Below are 14,218 nucleotides of genomic sequence, written 5' to 3' on the forward strand. Positions count from 1 at the left end.
GCGGGGAAGCGGGCGGGGCAGGCTGTGACCGACTAGAATGGATTGGCACGCCTAAGCACGAGACGTGCTTCCTGCTTCGTTAGCCAGCGAGCATACCGGCGAGATGCGATGAGCATATTCAGATTTCAATCGGCGACGGAATCGGCATTCCTCAAACGCTCGCATGCGCCCAGCGCGGTTCGCGCATGGCTGGTCGATATGCTTTGCTGGCCCGCCCGCTTCGAGGATCCGCAGGTCGAACGGGAATTTACGGAGGAGTATGGCCGGCGCTTCGCCGACTTTCGCCGTGCGGCGCTGGTGCTCGGAACCCTGATCTGGGTGTGTTTCGGCTTCTGGGAAATCAGCCTTGCGCAGACCAGTCCGGTGTTCCGGCCGTACTTCCCAGTGGTGTTCGCGTTCCGGTGCGCCGGTGCGCTTGGCGCGACCGTCGGCATTGTGCTGGCCTTCAGGCTCGAATTTCATCGGGACAAGGTTGCACACTGGATCTTGCTGTCGGGCCTGGCGTTCATGTGCTTTTGCCTGTTGATGCAAACGGTCCTTGCCCCGCGTCCATTCAATTTCACCCATTTTTTTGTCGGCTTTTATTTAATTCTCTTTTATCTGTTTGGCTTTCTGCGCCTGCGGGCCAAGGCGACGCTCATGCTGGCCGCGTGCGTGATCGCCGTGATCGTGATGGCACAGCTGGTCACTCAGGCCGTCGAGCCGGACAACTTCGCCGCGGGCATGTTCTATCTGTTGAACGTCGCCGTGCTGGGACACAGCGTCAACGTGAATGCCGAGCGGCATGTGCGCGACCGGTATGTTGCCGTCCAGGCTCTTGCCCAGAGCAACGCCGCGCTGCAAAGCGCCAACGCAGAGCTTGCGCAAAAGCACCATGATCTCGAGCGCGCACGGCGCGACCAGCAGACCAAATCGGAAGCTCTGATTGCGTTGCGCGAGCAGCAGCGCGAAGCCGCAGAGCAGGCGAGCCGGGCGAAATCGCGCTTTCTGGCCGCAGCCGCGCACGACCTGCGCCAGCCCATGCATGCGCTGAACCTGTTTCTTGCGGCGGCGGACGAAGCGCTGGAAGCGCGCGACATCGAAGCGTCGGGCAAGCTGATCGGCGAAGCGCGCAAGGCGTCGGTATTGACGGCGCGTCTTTTCAACGCGGTGCTCGACCTGTCGAAGCTCGAATCGGGGCATGTCAACCCGACCTATACGAGCGTCGACCTGAGCCGCGTGACCGAGGAGACGGTCGAGCAGCTCGCGTCGTTCGCTGCGAGCCGCGGCGTTGTGCTGCGCTATGCGAAGGCGCTGCAAAAACCCGCATGGGTACGCACCGACGCCGACTGGATTCCCCGCGTGCTGAGTAACCTCATTGCGAACGGCATCAAGTATTCGGACCCGTCGAAAGCGGGTCGCTCCACGGTGCTCGTGGGTTTGGTACGTATGCCTAATTATGTGCGGCTCGACGTGCTCGATAACGGCATCGGCATCGCGTCGGAGCATTGGGACGCGATCTTCCAGCCGTTCGTCCAGCTCGGCAACCCGGAGCGGGACCGCGAGAAAGGGCTCGGACTCGGTTTGTCGATCGTGAATGCGGTGGTGTCCCTGCTCGAGGGACATCGTCTCGAACTCAAGTCGATCGAGGGTCACGGGTCGCGCTTCTCGGTGCGCATGCCGGTGGCGGATCAATTCGCGCACGGGGATGCCGCGATATCGCCCACCGATGCGGCGGCGTCGCCGTCACCGTCGTCGCTGCGCGGTCTCTATGTGTTGCTGGTCGAGGACGACAGCCTGGTGCGCGCCTCGATGGAGGCGTTGTTTGCACGCTGGGGAGTGCTGTCCGATTCGGTTCGCTCCGCAGCCGAACTCGACGAACTTTTGCGGACGATCGAGCGCGTGCCGGACCTGGTGATCAGCGACTACCGGTTGCCGGAGAATTCGACCGCACACGACGTCATCCGCCTCCTGGGCGAGCACGTTGCGCGGCCCGTGCCGTGTCTCGTGGTGACGGGGGAAGCCGTGGCAAGCACGCAGGGTGTGTTGCCGGAGCGCTGCGTGCTCAGCAAGCCGTTGGCTCCCGACCTGCTGATTGCGCGCATGCTTGAATTGACAGAGGCATCGGCCCGGGCGACCTAGACCGCGGGGGCGTGCGCAACGGTGGGAATCTCGATGCCGCGGCGCGCCATTTCGACGATCAGGAACGTGCGCCGCGATACGTTAAAGCGGCTCAGCAGATCGCTGATGTACTCCTTCGCGGTGTTCTCCGAGATATTCATCTTTCGCGCGATGGCCTTGTTCGACATGCCCTGCAGGAGAAAACCCAGGGTTTGCGCGAGGCGCGGCGGCAGGTTCAGCGAGTCGATCGGAATGGCCTTGCTCGGGCCCGGGGACTGCGGGGTATGGCCACCCTTGCCGAGTACGCTGTTGGGCAGGTAGACCCGACCATTCAGGATCGTCTGGAGGGCTTCCCGGAACACCGCGCCGCCTTCCTCGCTGGCCTTCGAGATGAAGCCGCCGGCGCCATTCTTGATGCAGTCCAGCACGGTCTCGCGGTCGTCCTGTGCGGACAGCATGACCACATGCGCCGCGCGCTCGTTCTCCTGCAGCCAGCGCAGCAAATCAAGCCCGGTGTGATTGTCCCCGATCTGGTAGTCGAGAAAGACCAGGTCGTAGGCCTTGTTCTGCAGTCGCTCGACAGCCGCGTCGTACGAGCCGGCCTCATCGATGTCGAGCGTCGGTTCCGAGGTCAGGATCAGGCTCTTCATGGCGATACGCGTCAAGCCCTCGTCTTCGACGAGCAGTACGTGGCGGAAATACAGGTTGTCCATCGGGCGCCTCTCTAGTCGGGATCACTGTACCCGCATTCCTTCAGGTTGCGATCCCCCCAAAGCGGGGGACGCTTCTGGGGCCGTCTTCTGGGGGCGTTTTCCCCCCGGCATGGCCGGTTTTGCCAGCGCCCCGGGACGCGCAGGATGGAGTCGCTGCAGTTCGGACGATGAGGGACTCCACCATGCATACGCCGCATCCCGACTTCAAAAGCCTGTTGAACATTTTCCGCTTCGCGTCGGATGACGAAACCCGCGCACGCCCTTGCAAGCCGGAGCCTGAACCGGCGACGCAGCCGGACGCAACGATTCTGGCGGAACTGCTTCGGGCAAGGGCGCTCATGGTCCGCATCGAGTCGAGCGGCGTGACATTCCCGGACCAGATCTACGACGTCTTCGTGCAGGCCCTGGCCGCCTATGACCAGAAGTGCTGGACGGAGCAGATCGACCGGAGTTTCTGCATCACGTTGAGCCTGCTGGAGTCGGTCGCACGCCACCGGCGTGGCGCCGCGGCGACGCACCCCGTGTGCACCGATGCGACCCTTGTTAATCACGACAATCCGGGCCCGAGGGTCATCATCAGCGAGCACCGGAACACGCTGGACGGTAATTGGTGAGCGATCGCCGACGAGGAGGCCGTGCGATGCAAGACAACGCCATCCGGTACGACGCGCTCGATGAGGAGCGCCTGCAATCCCTGCTTGCGCAGGAACCCGATAGCCAGGCGGGGGGCAAGCGCGCAGGGCGCGAGAAAACGATTCAGACAAAGACAGAGACAGAACGGCGACCTCCCAGTCCCTACACTGTCCACACTCTCGACACAGCCATTGCTCACCTCGAAAGCGCGATTAGCGCGGACAGGGCGATGGCGATTTTCGGTGCGAGCTATTGGCACTCCCGCGTGCTCGAGCTCCGTTCCACACCGGGGATTTTGCACATTCAGGAGCGTCGGCTGCAGTGTTTGCTGGATCGGTTCGCGGCCAGAGCCGGGGGACAAGAAATAGACTGAGTCATGCCTGATTCGGGGGAGCAGAGGAGATCAAACAAGTTCGGGCAGCGTGAGAGACCACCAAATAATTCGGGAAGCGTGAGAGACCACCAATAAATCAGCGAAAAAAGCCATTAACTTGCATAGCCGCAGCGCGTTGCTGCCACCGGACACGGCAACGCGCGGCGTTTTCTTCCAGAACGTATCGGGATGCTTTCTAAAGCAAGCCCATTGCCGATGCCTTGAGCGTTGCCGCCGCGCGACTGGAGCATTCGAACTTGCGAAACACGCTTTCGATGTGCGTGCGTACTGTGCTCGGACTCAGCGCCAATTCTCGCGCGGCTTGCTTGTTGCTTGCACCGCGCGAGATGGCACGCAGCACGTCGATTTCGCGCGGCGTTAGCGGCGCGCGCTGCGGCGTGCTGTTCATTGGGCGCCTGACGGCGACCGCGCCTTCGGCCAGCAGCGCATCGACCGCTTCGCTGCTCAGCCGGCCGCTTGTGACTTCGTCGCGCAGTTGTTGCGCGGCTGCGTCGCCGGAAAGCGCGGCTCGCCACGGGCGCGCCGAGCGCAACGCGACCCACGCCACCGACGCAGCCAGCACGCGCGCCTCCAGCGTCATGGCGTGGTCGCGCGCCCCGCGAAAATAACCCGAGCCGTCCAACCGTTCATACGCATACGATGCGAGTTCGGCCGCATCTCCGAGCGCGCCGGCCTGTCTGCCTGCACGCGACGTCCAGTAGGGCACGAGGCGCACCTTCTCCCAGGCGCTTTCGGGCAAACGCGCGCTCAGATTCCAGATGCCGTTCGGCACCGCCGCCCGCCCAATCCCGTGAATCAATCCTGCGCGATAGACGCGTTCGTGCGCGGCCTGGTCCGTTGTGAGACGTTCGCAACACCGGGCGGCCGTCGCCGCGACCGCGCGCGAGAAGCCGGTCATCCAGGGCAGCTTGAGGTCGATGACGTCGGCGATCAACTCCGCCGAGGTTGCCTGCTGCATAGGCGATGTCGTCAGCGCAGCGTCGAGATCGGCGGGTGACGCACGTTCCAGTTCCGCGATCCAAAGGGGGGCACCGCGCTGCGCGGTCTCGACCAACTGCAGTGGATAGCGCGTGTCGGCGCGTTGCGCAATGAGACCAAGCGCCTGCTCGACACCGTAGGTGCGACAGAAAATCTCCAGATCTCCGGCAAGCGCGACGACGAATACGGGCATCGGCACTGCTTCGCGTGCAAGATGCGCGGGCACACCGTTGCCGTCCCACGTTTCGAAGATATGACGCAACGCCGTTTCGGTCGCGAGGGGGAGGCCCAGCATGCGCGCCACTTCGCCCGCCACTTCGCAGTGGGTCTGCGCGAGCGGCGTGAGTACCGCGGCGGCGCCGCCACGAGACTGAAGCGGCGTGACCCAATCTGTGCGGCCGTCAAGCATCGAGACGCGGCTTTGGATGTCGTCGCCGAAAACGTCGGCGAAGCCAGCAGCGTTCGCCGTGCATCCCGACCAGCGCAACAGCGACGTCTCCCGCACGGTGTCGATTGTCGACGCGTCGAGGCGGGTGGCTTGCGCGAGGCGCGCCGCGAGCCATCCGGTGCGCGGCGAATGATCGGTGGGCTGTCCCATGCTCAGATCGCCGATGAAGGCGAGTGCTTTCACGGCATCGAACACGCGCAGCGGGAAAAGGCCAGCTTTGTCGTCGGTCATCGGCATGGGAGGCAGGGCGTACGTCAGGCGTTCGATCACTATACGTCACAACGCCATTTGACCCCGCGAGGGTCGGTCATTCGACCGATGCCGCAGAAGCGAGGCGAATGCGATCCTTTGCACCATTGCCACGAACTGTTCAGGAGTTGCCATGGCTGATCGACACGCAGATATCACGCTTACTCGCGAAGAGAGCTGGCTCAAGCAGTATTATTTTGTACGGACCGCGTTTTCCGCTGCCTGGGTCGCACTGGCTTTCTCGCTCGGGCAGCATTCGCCGGCCAGAATCGCCGCACTGCTTGTCGTGTATCCGGCATGGGATGCTTTGGCCAACTACATCGACATGTTGCGCAGCGGCGGGGCGGCTGAAAACCGTACACAAGTCGTCAACGTCGGCATCAGTATCATGACGACGGTCGCCGTGATTGTGGCGTTGAAGCTGGGCGCGCATGGGGTGCTGGGCGTGTTTGGCGTGTGGGCCATCCTTGCCGGGTTGCTTCAACTCGGCACCGCGGTGCGTCGCTGGAAGCGCTTCGGCGCGCAATGGGCGATGATTCTAAGCGGTGGTCAGTCGGCATTGGCGGGGGTGTTTTTCATCGTGCAGGGCGGCGCGCCTCTGGCCTCTGCGATCGACAAAGTGGCGGGCTATGCAGCGGTCGGCGCCGTCTACTTTCTCATCTCCGCCTTGTGGCTTTCGGCTGGCCAACTGCGCAGCAAGATGGCCAGAACATCTTGATGCACCGGCGTAGTTTGCGCGTCGCCTGACTAGATCATCGGCGCGTTCGCCTGCAGACAGGCCCACAATCGCTGTGCAACCGGGCCATGCGAGGCGTTGCGGCGCCGCGCGGCAACCAGTGTCTCCGTATGGCCGGGGAGCGACCGGCTTGCAAGGGATTTCAAGGCGCCACTACGCAACTCCGCTTCGATCAGGAAGTCCGGCAGATGCCCCCACGCAAGGGCTTGCATGATGAGATCCTTCTTCATGCCCTGGTCGGGCACAGTGATTTGCCTCGCGCCCTCGACGACCAGAAAATTCGAGTCGCCGTGCTTCTGGGCGGAATCGCGCATCACGCATTGCGCGTAGCCGCGCAAGCGCTTCGCACGCAGCGTCCCGGTTTGTGGTGCCGGCAGCAGGCCAGGCGCCCCCACCGGAATCAGGCGCACTTTGCCGAGCACGATCCACTCCAGTGACAGGTCGGTCGTGTCTACACGATGCAGGATCAGATCGGCTTGCCCGGCCTTCAGCCGCTCAGCAGGGCCGCCGACTGATTCGAAATGCAGATTCAGCCGCGTGCGCGGACACGTGACGAAAAAGCGCGCAAGCAGGTTCAGCGCAACCGGGCGCGGGCACAGATCGCCAAGGACCACGTTCAGTTCGCTTTCTTCACCGCCGGCTAGCTGTGCTGCGTGCTGACGCAAGCCTTCTGCTTCGCTCAGGAGTGGCTGCATGCGCTCGTAAAACGCTCGAAGCAACGGATCCGGCGGTAGACAAATTCCGCGCGATGTTGACCACGACGAACCGGCATGGCCTTGCGGGTTCGTGGGGCGCCGTGCAGGAAGCGGATATGAGGGAGTCGCTTGCGCGCATCGTGCGGCCGACGCTGGTGATTGCCGGCGAGCACGATACGGTGACGGCGGCGAGCTACAGCGTGCAAATGGCGAAGGCGATTGCGGGCGCGAGGCTGCTGATGCTCCCGGCGGTGCACCTCTCCAACATCGAGTATCCCGAGAGATTCAACGACGAAGTCGTGCGATTTCTGCGCGCGCCGAGCTGACGCTGGACGCGGGTGTGCTCGAGCCACTTCGCCGCTGCGTGCGCGTGAAGAAAGCAGCGGCGCCTAGAGATCGAGCGTCACGCCGCCCGCCGCCGGACGCCCGACGCAGATCAACGCGTAACCCCGCTCGACGTCGAACTCAGGCGGTTCGTCGTAATCCACGCCGCCATCGAGCACGCGCGTGGTGCAGGTCCCGCACATGCCGGAGCGGCAGCTGGACACCGCGTCGGCGCCGCAGCGCTCGGCGGCATCGAGCAGCGAGCCCTGCTGCGGCTCCCAGTGCGCCGTTTTCCCCGTGCGCGCGAAGGTCACCGGTCTGACTGTCGTTGCCTCGCTCGCAACGGGAGCGTGATCAGGTGCACGCTTCAAGCTCGATGGCCCGAACGCCTCGAAGCGGATCCGCTCGTCCGTAATATTCAGCGCGCGCAGCCCGTCGTACAGATCGCGCATGAACGCTTCGGGGCCGCACAAATAGAATTCGTACTCGTCGAACGGCAGGAAGCGACGCAACGCATCGATGTTCACGCGGCCCGCGAGCCGGTCGCCATCGGGCGAGTCGTGCTGCGCGGCGCTATCGTACAGATGCACCGAGACGTTCGGATGCGCGCGTTCGATCTCCCGCAGCGCCGCAGCGAACGGCCTCTCATGCTCGCCGCGCGTGCCATGAAACACGTGGATCCGGCGTTGCGGTTCGAGCATGAGTGCCGCGTCGAGCATCGCCAGCATCGGCGTGATGCCAATGCCCGCCGCCGCCAGCACGATCGCGCGCGGGCTGCGTGCATCGAGCCTGAACGATCCGCGCGGCGCCAGCGTCTCGATCAGCGAGCCGATACGTGCGTGATCATGCAGCCAGCGCGATACCGCGCCGTCGCGCTTCACGCTGATCCGGTAGCGCGCCGGATGCGCGGCATCGTGCGCCGCGGAGAGCGTATAGGTGCGCATGAGCGGCTTGTCCGATCCGGGCATGGCGATGCGCAGCGAAAGGTACTGCCCAGCTTCGAACGGGGCGAGTGGCTCGCTGTCCACCGGTTCGAAATGGAACGAGCGGATCGTCGGGGATTCGTCGCGCACCTCGGCCACGCGCAGCGTGCGCCACGGGCGCGCGTCGGCTTCCTTCGGCGCAGCCGCCGGTGAGGATTGCGTTGCGGCCTGCGCGAACTGCGGCGCATAGTCGACCGCCGACCATCGCAACGGCAAGGCTTCCCGCACGCGGCGCACTTCGGCCACATGAAACCGCACCAGCCGCTGTGCCAGCGGGAATTGCGCGATCTCGGGGCCGTCCCAGATTACCTCGGCGCGTACGGCCAGATACAACAGATCCCCGCGCGCAAAGTCGACGAACAGCAACCCCGCGCGCGGATCGCGCAGCAGGTTGCCGATCGTGTTGAAAAACTTGTTGCCGCTGAAGTCTGGCGCGGTCAGCGTGTGCGCGTCGTCGATCCGCACGAAGCCGGGCATGCCGCCGCGATGCGACACATCGGCGCCGCCCGCCGCGCCCGCTGCATCGTCGAGATTGGCGGTGGCGATGAAAAATACGTCGGCGCGCGCGATCAGCGCGCGGTCTTCCTCCGAGAGTGCCTGCGCATGTTCGACCGTCGCGTGCGCCGGCGCATTGGCGACGAATGCCGGCTCGCGTCCATTGATGTACTTCGCGCAGTTGCCGAAGCTCTGCTCGACCGCGAGCGTCACCACGCCGCCATCGACCGCTTCGATCACGCCATTCACGCGGTTGCGCCGCCGGGTATGCGGCTGGATGCCAAGGCCGCCGACACGCGCGCCCGGCACCCAGCTCCCTTCGAGCGGATCGCCCGGCAGCACGCCGCCGTCGATGCGCAGCGTGCGGCTGTCCGGCGTCGACACGAAGCCCGCCGTGTTCGCACGCAGCGTCGCCCACGGCTGAGCGGCTGCATCGACGCCGCCGAACACCATGAACGGCAGCATTGCGAAGAACGCGCGATGCTGGTCCGGCATGTAATCGCGAATGCCGCGCGAGCCGTTTTCAAGTGCAACGCCGGCCACGCCCGCGCGCAATTGGGCCTCGCGCTCACCGTCGTGAAACGGCCCGGCGGCGCGGTACGGATTCAATTTGGGGAGAGCGATCATGACGGCCTCGGGTGGTTGGCGCGCAAGTGCCGTTCAGTCGGCGAGCAGGCCTGCTTTCGTCGATGGCATCGGCACAAAGCCCGGCAACGCGGCCACGCGTTCGAGCCACGCGCGCAGATGCGGATACGGCTCCAGCGAGACGCCGCCCTCAGGTGCATGCGCGATGTAGGTATGCGCGGCAATATCGGCGATCGTCACGCGATCGCCCGCGGCGAACGGTTTGTGCGCGAGTTCGGCATCGAGCAGCGGCAGCAGCGTCCGCGCGATTTCCTGGGCTCGCGCCAGATCGAGATCGCGCTTGAATACGTGGACGAGGCGTGCGGCGCACGGGCCGAACGCGATCGGACCGGCTGCGAGCGACAACCAGCGTTGCACGGCAGCCGCGCCAGATGGATCGTCGGGCAGCCACGACGGATCGCCGTAACGCCTGGCCAGATAGACGAGAATCGCGTTCGAATCGAACAACACGGTCTCGCCATCGACGATGGTCGGGACCTGGCCGAACGGATTGAGCTTCAGGTACGCGGGCTGGCGGTGTTCGCCCGCGGCGAGATCCACCGGCACGATCTCGAACGGCAGGTCCAGCATGGACAGGAACAGCCGGACGCGGTGTCCGTGGCCGGATAGCAGCGTGGTGTACAGGCGGATCGGCGTGGCGGGACGGACAGCGGGCATCGCATTCTCCATAACGAAAGCGCCTCGGGATGAAGCGGCAGTGAGCGCTCAGAATAGGCAATGGCTGCGCGCGCGAGAAGACTGCTAAGCTTGCATTCATTTTCTATCGAAAGTGGACAATCGCCAATGACCGATATACGCGACGTGAATCTGAACCGGCTGGCGGTGTTCGTCGCCGTGGTCGAAGCGGGGTCGCTGACCGCGGCAGCTGAGCGGCTCGGCATCGCCAAGACGATGGTCAGCGCGCACATGCAGCGCCTCGAACGCGAGATCGGCGCGAGCCTCATCACGCGCACCACGCGGCAGCTCTCCGTGACCGATGCGGGCCGTGCGTTTTACGACGCCAGCTGCCGCATCCTGCAGATGACGGAAGAGGCGCTCGCGGCCGTCTCGGACGAGGCCATGCCCGCACGCGGCGCGCTGCGCGTGAGCGCGCCCGTCGACTACGGCGCGCAGATCGTCGCGCCTGCGCTCGTCGATCTGCGTGGCATCTATCCGGAACTCGACATCGAACTGGTTTGCGCCGATCACTACGTCGACCTGATCGGCGAGGGGATCGATCTGGCGGTGCGGCTGGGCAATCTGCCGGACTCGAACTACCGCACGGTGAAACTCGGCAGCTACGTGCGCTGGCTGGTCGCGAGCCCGGCGTTCGTTGCGCGGCACGGCATGCCGAGGTCGCTGAACGCGTTGGCGTCCTTGCCGCATATCGCGATGAGCGTGCTGCGGCATCCGTCGACGCTCGAGTTGACGCGCGACGCCGGGCGGCTCGCGGCGGGCCGCGTCAGCCACGGCCAAGCCGCGCGCCGCGTGCGCTGCGTGAATGCGCTGAGCGTGAACACGGCGACGTCGGCGCGCGCGGCGGTCCTCGCGGGTGGCGGCTTTGCCGCGCTGACCGATTTCTCGACCCAGGCGGATCTTGCGTCCGGCGCGCTAGTCCGCTTGCTGCCCGAGTGGTCCGGTGTGCCTTTGAGTGTGCAGGCCGTGTTTGCGCCGACGAGCTACCCGTCGGGCAAGGTGCGGGCGGTCATCGAGGCGCTCAAAGCAAGGATCGCGAACAGTGCCGCGTAAGCGCGCCCGGCCGCTCACGTGAGCGACGTTGAACATGTGCCGCGCGATCAGCCGTGCGGCAAAAAACGATCCTCGACGAAGAACCGCCGGCGCGCCTCTTCGTCCGATGGCGTCTCCGGACCGAGCCCGGGAAGATCGGGCGCGCGATCGGGCTCCATGGCGAAACACGGCAGGATGCGGGCGCGGCGCTCGTCGGCGCTCGCGCCGCGTTCGTACAGCAGCTGGGTGAGCCAGTCCAGTACGCGGTGCAGGGCGCCGTAATAGCGGTCGTGCTCGAAGGCGTATGCGTGCGCGGCGGCTTCCCAGTCATCGTTCGCGAGCAGACGGTCAAGCAGCACCCTGACGTCGCGCAGCGTCAGCGACAGCCCGCATCCCCATGACGGGTCGCTGGCCGCCGCCGCGTCGCCGATCAGCACCACGCCGCCGTTGCAGGGATGCTCGACCCAGATGTCCGCGCCGGGATACGCCGCGAGCGGGCCAACGACACTCGCGCGTTCGAACCAGTCGCGCGGCACGCCCGTATCGACGCAGGCGTCGAGGAACTCGCGGATATGCCCGCTGCCGCTGATGGGGTGCGCGCGCTGCCCGACCCATGAGACGAAGTACGACCTGAACCGCTGGTGCCCGATCGGAAAAATCAGTGCGGCCTGTCCCAACGCCGGGGACTGGAAGTGGTGAACCGAATCTTCCGGCGCGTCGAGCCCCTCGTAGAGCACCCCCGCCACGACCAGCCGCCCGGGATCCTGGTCGAGCGTGAAGCCGGCTATTCTGCGCACCGTCGACCTGCGTCCGTCGGCGCCCACCACGAGCCGCGCTTTCACCCGATGTGTGCCGCCATCGGTGCGAATCTCGACGACCGGCGGCTTGCCCGGCGCATCGCCCAGATCGACGCGCACGACTTCGGCGCCGCGCAGCACAATGGCCCCCGATGACTCGGCCGCGTCGAGCAGCGTGCGCTGCATCGACGGATGATAGAAGTCCAGACACGGGGTGTGCCCGGGGGTGGTATCCGCGAGGTTGCGGCTTTCGGCTGGCACCAGTCCGCTGTACCGCCTCCAGAACGGGACCACGTGCGCACCGTCATCGCAGAGCAGCCGATCGATGCCGAGCGCTCGCGCTTCGACGACACCCCAAGGCATCATGCCCTCGCCGCGCACGCGGTCCCGGAAAGCCGTCTCGCGTTCGACAATGAGCGTGCGCACACCGGCGCCTGCCAGTGCACGGCCAAGCGTTGCACCGCCAAGACCGCCGCCCGCGATCACGATGTCGTAGCTGCCCTGTGTCATTTGAAAACCTCCATGCCATGGCGGCGACGCGAAGCCGGACGTCAGCAAACTGACGGCGCATGAGGCGCTTGAGCGTGCGTGTCGCGAGGCGTGCGGATAGCGCTATTATGCGACTCGCATACCCTGCGGAGGCAAGATTCGAGGTTCGGGAGGCGAAGCGCCAGAGAGAACAGGCGGCGCGCCGCCAGTGTCGTTGCGGGCCGAATGATCGATGATCCGTTGCCGTCACGAACGCGGCGGGACACGAAACCACGTGACTGCCACAACCAGCAGGAACGCTGCATAGGCCGTCGCGAACACCCAGCCGGGCAAGTTGTAGTACAGCAAGTCGCTCACCCAGCGCTGGACGAAGCCCTGCGGCCCCGCATGTCCGGTACGTAACCAGTCCTCGAGGACCGTGAGCGGACACGGGATGTCGAGGACCGCAAGAAGGGCGACGATGCCTATCGCAACGAGATGTGTGAGCCGGAACACGCGGTTGCGTGCCCAACCGCGCTCGAGCCATGCGCCCACCCAGATCGCGAACAAGCCGCCGACGATGAAGAGAACGACCAGCGCGTGCAGTACGAGAACAGTATTGGCCAGCCAGTCCATGACGATGCTCGCAGTTGCCCTCGCCCTGCGTTCTGGCTCCGATGATACGTCTTCAAAGATCGAGGGGCCGGGGGAGGGTTCCCGCGTTTGGCGTCGTCCCGGCTACCGTGAACGGCGAGCCGAAAGCGGCGTTTTCGATTTCGGGATTGACGAGGTCGTTGTCGCGCTTGTTCTGCTCGGTCCAGATCTGGCTATCGGGAAACCAGAAGGCGTTTTCGCGTGGCGGCACGACGAGCCTCACCCGCAGCGACGGATTGAAGATCTTCGACCACGCCGAGAGATAGGAGGGCGTCTTGATCAAATGGCCGCAGTTCGCGAGTAGCAGGCTCGCGACCAGGGCTTCGCGCCCGATGGCGAGTCCGGGATGTCCGCTGAAGTGCACGGGCTTCTCGCCGCTGGCGAGCAGCGCAGCAGGCGCGACGTTGACGGGCACAGCGAAGCCCCACTTCCGGAAGAAGTCCAGGAAGGCCTGCTCGTCGCTGGAGACGAAGATGTTCGTGAGCCGGTGATCGTCCGCAAGGGTTGTCTCGACCATGCGGCAAAACGCACTCCAGTCGATCGTATGGGCCTCGAACTTTTTATCCGTGCCGCGAAAATGGACGCCCAGCGTCGAGGCGCCGATATCGAGCCGCTCGCTGATGCGCGCGACTTCCTGGCGGATCGATTCGCCTGGCCGATAGTTCGACAGGAATAGCGTACTCGCGCGCTCCAGCCGGAGGCCGGCTTCGTAACGGCGAAAGCCCAGATCGCCGAGATCGCGCACGATCGACGTTCGCAAACCGGGCCTCGCCGCGTTCGCCGCGGCGGACGGTGCGAGGTTTTCAAAATATTCGGCTAGCCAGTCGATTTTGCCTTCCGCGTCGCCATAGCTGCCGCCGCGCGCCGAGATAACGGGCGTCAAACGCTTCTCGTCGCAGTACAGGAGGATGCACAGGACGATCTGCATGACGGAAAAGAAGCCCGAATTGGCGCGAATTTCTATGACGAAGCAGCCACGGTTGAGGCGTTGCTTCGCATGCAGGGAGAGGCGGGCTGGCGTATTGAGCGCGTTCTTGAAGTCTTCGCTGCGCCGCACTTGTCTTGCGAACTCGATAAGGTTTCTGAACATGCCATGTCCCTTCGATCCAGGAAACGGGGATTTACCTTACGGGCAGAGCGGCGCCGCTTCCCGTTGGCGGGCGAGCGGGGCGCTCACGGTAGATTCCGTCGATGGATTC

General features: G+C 64.9%; 14 protein-coding genes. 6 read left to right on the plus strand and 8 right to left on the minus strand.

Translation table 11 applies throughout. The features are described from left to right. The first annotated feature begins 108 nt into the window (after window positions 1-108). The gene (locus tag M3A49_RS06610; protein WP_266227978.1) at window positions 109-2,121 is read left to right on the plus strand and encodes a hybrid sensor histidine kinase/response regulator; all 2,013 of its coding nucleotides are present in this window, start codon (window positions 109-111) and stop codon (window positions 2,119-2,121) included. Here the strand turns inward: M3A49_RS06610 and M3A49_RS06615 are convergent. Further along, window positions 2,118-2,813, minus strand: coding sequence for a response regulator (locus M3A49_RS06615; RefSeq protein ID WP_028204625.1), 696 nt, complete (start codon window positions 2,811-2,813; stop codon window positions 2,118-2,120). The genes M3A49_RS06610 and M3A49_RS06615 overlap by 4 nt on opposite strands. A 182-nt stretch (window positions 2,814-2,995) precedes the next feature. Between M3A49_RS06615 and M3A49_RS06620 the strand changes: the two genes are divergently transcribed. Continuing rightward, window positions 2,996-3,427 (plus strand): hypothetical protein, encoded by a 432-nt coding sequence (locus M3A49_RS06620; protein ID WP_266227980.1) that lies wholly within the window; start codon window positions 2,996-2,998, stop codon window positions 3,425-3,427. A gap of 26 nt (window positions 3,428-3,453) precedes the next feature. Next, a complete protein-coding gene (locus M3A49_RS06625; protein WP_266227981.1) occupies window positions 3,454-3,819 on the plus strand; it encodes a hypothetical protein in 366 nt (121 codons plus the stop codon). 196 nt (window positions 3,820-4,015) lie between these two features. Here M3A49_RS06625 and M3A49_RS06630 read toward each other — a convergent pair whose 3' ends face one another. Then, complete coding sequence (locus tag M3A49_RS06630) at window positions 4,016-5,497, minus strand: HD domain-containing phosphohydrolase (protein ID WP_266227982.1); 1,482 nt, start codon at window positions 5,495-5,497, stop codon at window positions 4,016-4,018. A gap of 151 nt (window positions 5,498-5,648) precedes the next feature. Here M3A49_RS06630 and M3A49_RS06635 point away from each other — a divergent pair, with 151 nt between their 5' ends. Continuing rightward, window positions 5,649-6,233 carry a DUF308 domain-containing protein gene (locus M3A49_RS06635; RefSeq protein WP_254354566.1) on the plus strand — a complete coding sequence of 195 codons (585 nt, stop codon included), beginning with the start codon at window positions 5,649-5,651 and terminating at the stop codon, window positions 6,231-6,233. A 29-nt stretch (window positions 6,234-6,262) separates the two neighbouring features. Here M3A49_RS06635 and M3A49_RS06640 read toward each other — a convergent pair whose 3' ends face one another. After that, a complete protein-coding gene (locus M3A49_RS06640) occupies window positions 6,263-6,946 on the minus strand; it encodes a substrate-binding domain-containing protein (protein WP_266227983.1) in 684 nt (227 codons plus the stop codon). 53 nt (window positions 6,947-6,999) lie between these two features. Here M3A49_RS06640 and M3A49_RS06645 point away from each other — a divergent pair, with 53 nt between their 5' ends. Next, window positions 7,000-7,272: an alpha/beta fold hydrolase gene (locus M3A49_RS06645; RefSeq protein ID WP_266227984.1), complete on the plus strand. Its 273-nt coding sequence runs from the start codon at window positions 7,000-7,002 to the stop codon at window positions 7,270-7,272. A 63-nt stretch (window positions 7,273-7,335) separates the two neighbouring features. On the opposite strand, the gene M3A49_RS06650 is transcribed toward M3A49_RS06645, so the two are convergent. Next, window positions 7,336-9,375, minus strand: coding sequence for a pyridoxamine 5'-phosphate oxidase family protein (locus tag M3A49_RS06650; protein ID WP_266227985.1), 2,040 nt, complete (start codon window positions 9,373-9,375; stop codon window positions 7,336-7,338). A gap of 33 nt (window positions 9,376-9,408) precedes the next feature. Then, on the minus strand, window positions 9,409-10,050 hold the full coding sequence (locus M3A49_RS06655; protein ID WP_266227986.1) for a glutathione S-transferase family protein: 642 nt from the start codon (window positions 10,048-10,050) through the stop codon (window positions 9,409-9,411). Window positions 10,051-10,176: 126 nt separating this feature from the next. Between M3A49_RS06655 and M3A49_RS06660 the strand changes: the two genes are divergently transcribed. Continuing rightward, entirely contained in the window at window positions 10,177-11,121 is a 945-nt protein-coding gene (locus M3A49_RS06660) for a LysR family transcriptional regulator (protein WP_266227988.1), read from the plus strand. Between the two features lie 47 nt (window positions 11,122-11,168). Here M3A49_RS06660 and M3A49_RS06665 read toward each other — a convergent pair whose 3' ends face one another. The 3 genes from M3A49_RS06665 to M3A49_RS06675 all read right to left on the minus strand — a co-directional run bounded on the left by M3A49_RS06665 (window position 11,169) and on the right by M3A49_RS06675 (window position 14,109). After that, a complete protein-coding gene (locus M3A49_RS06665) occupies window positions 11,169-12,455 on the minus strand; it encodes an FAD-dependent oxidoreductase (protein ID WP_266227989.1) in 1,287 nt (428 codons plus the stop codon). Between the two features lie 177 nt (window positions 12,456-12,632). Then, window positions 12,633-13,001 (minus strand): DUF2784 domain-containing protein, encoded by a 369-nt coding sequence (locus M3A49_RS06670; protein WP_266227990.1) that lies wholly within the window; start codon window positions 12,999-13,001, stop codon window positions 12,633-12,635. A 52-nt stretch (window positions 13,002-13,053) separates the two neighbouring features. Then, entirely contained in the window at window positions 13,054-14,109 is a 1,056-nt protein-coding gene (locus M3A49_RS06675; RefSeq protein ID WP_266227991.1) for a hypothetical protein, read from the minus strand. Window positions 14,110-14,218: the final 109 nt, after the last annotated feature.

Origin of the sequence: Paraburkholderia sp. CNPSo 3076, assembly GCF_026343935.1 — a bacterium.
GTDB lineage: Bacteria > Pseudomonadota > Gammaproteobacteria > Burkholderiales > Burkholderiaceae > Paraburkholderia > Paraburkholderia nodosa.

What these genes read in the sequence shown, in the direction of transcription:
- M3A49_RS06635 (WP_254354566.1), top strand. Translation starts at nt 5,649, where the DNA reads ATGGCTGATCGACACGCAGATATCACGCTTACTCGCGAAGAGAGCTGG.
- M3A49_RS06630 (WP_266227982.1), bottom strand. Translation starts at nt 5,497, where the DNA reads ATGACCGACGACAAAGCTGGCCTTTTCCCGCTGCGCGTGTTCGATGCC.
- M3A49_RS06645 (WP_266227984.1), top strand. Translation starts at nt 7,000, where the DNA reads ATGTTGACCACGACGAACCGGCATGGCCTTGCGGGTTCGTGGGGCGCC.
- M3A49_RS06675 (WP_266227991.1), bottom strand. Translation starts at nt 14,109, where the DNA reads ATGTTCAGAAACCTTATCGAGTTCGCAAGACAAGTGCGGCGCAGCGAA.
- M3A49_RS06625 (WP_266227981.1), top strand. Translation starts at nt 3,454, where the DNA reads ATGCAAGACAACGCCATCCGGTACGACGCGCTCGATGAGGAGCGCCTG.
- M3A49_RS06610 (WP_266227978.1), top strand. Translation starts at nt 109, where the DNA reads ATGAGCATATTCAGATTTCAATCGGCGACGGAATCGGCATTCCTCAAA.
- M3A49_RS06615 (WP_028204625.1), bottom strand. Translation starts at nt 2,813, where the DNA reads ATGGACAACCTGTATTTCCGCCACGTACTGCTCGTCGAAGACGAGGGC.
- M3A49_RS06660 (WP_266227988.1), top strand. Translation starts at nt 10,177, where the DNA reads ATGACCGATATACGCGACGTGAATCTGAACCGGCTGGCGGTGTTCGTC.
- M3A49_RS06620 (WP_266227980.1), top strand. Translation starts at nt 2,996, where the DNA reads ATGCATACGCCGCATCCCGACTTCAAAAGCCTGTTGAACATTTTCCGC.
- M3A49_RS06655 (WP_266227986.1), bottom strand. Translation starts at nt 10,050, where the DNA reads ATGCCCGCTGTCCGTCCCGCCACGCCGATCCGCCTGTACACCACGCTG.
- M3A49_RS06640 (WP_266227983.1), bottom strand. Translation starts at nt 6,946, where the DNA reads ATGCAGCCACTCCTGAGCGAAGCAGAAGGCTTGCGTCAGCACGCAGCA.
- M3A49_RS06650 (WP_266227985.1), bottom strand. Translation starts at nt 9,375, where the DNA reads ATGATCGCTCTCCCCAAATTGAATCCGTACCGCGCCGCCGGGCCGTTT.
- M3A49_RS06670 (WP_266227990.1), bottom strand. Translation starts at nt 13,001, where the DNA reads ATGGACTGGCTGGCCAATACTGTTCTCGTACTGCACGCGCTGGTCGTT.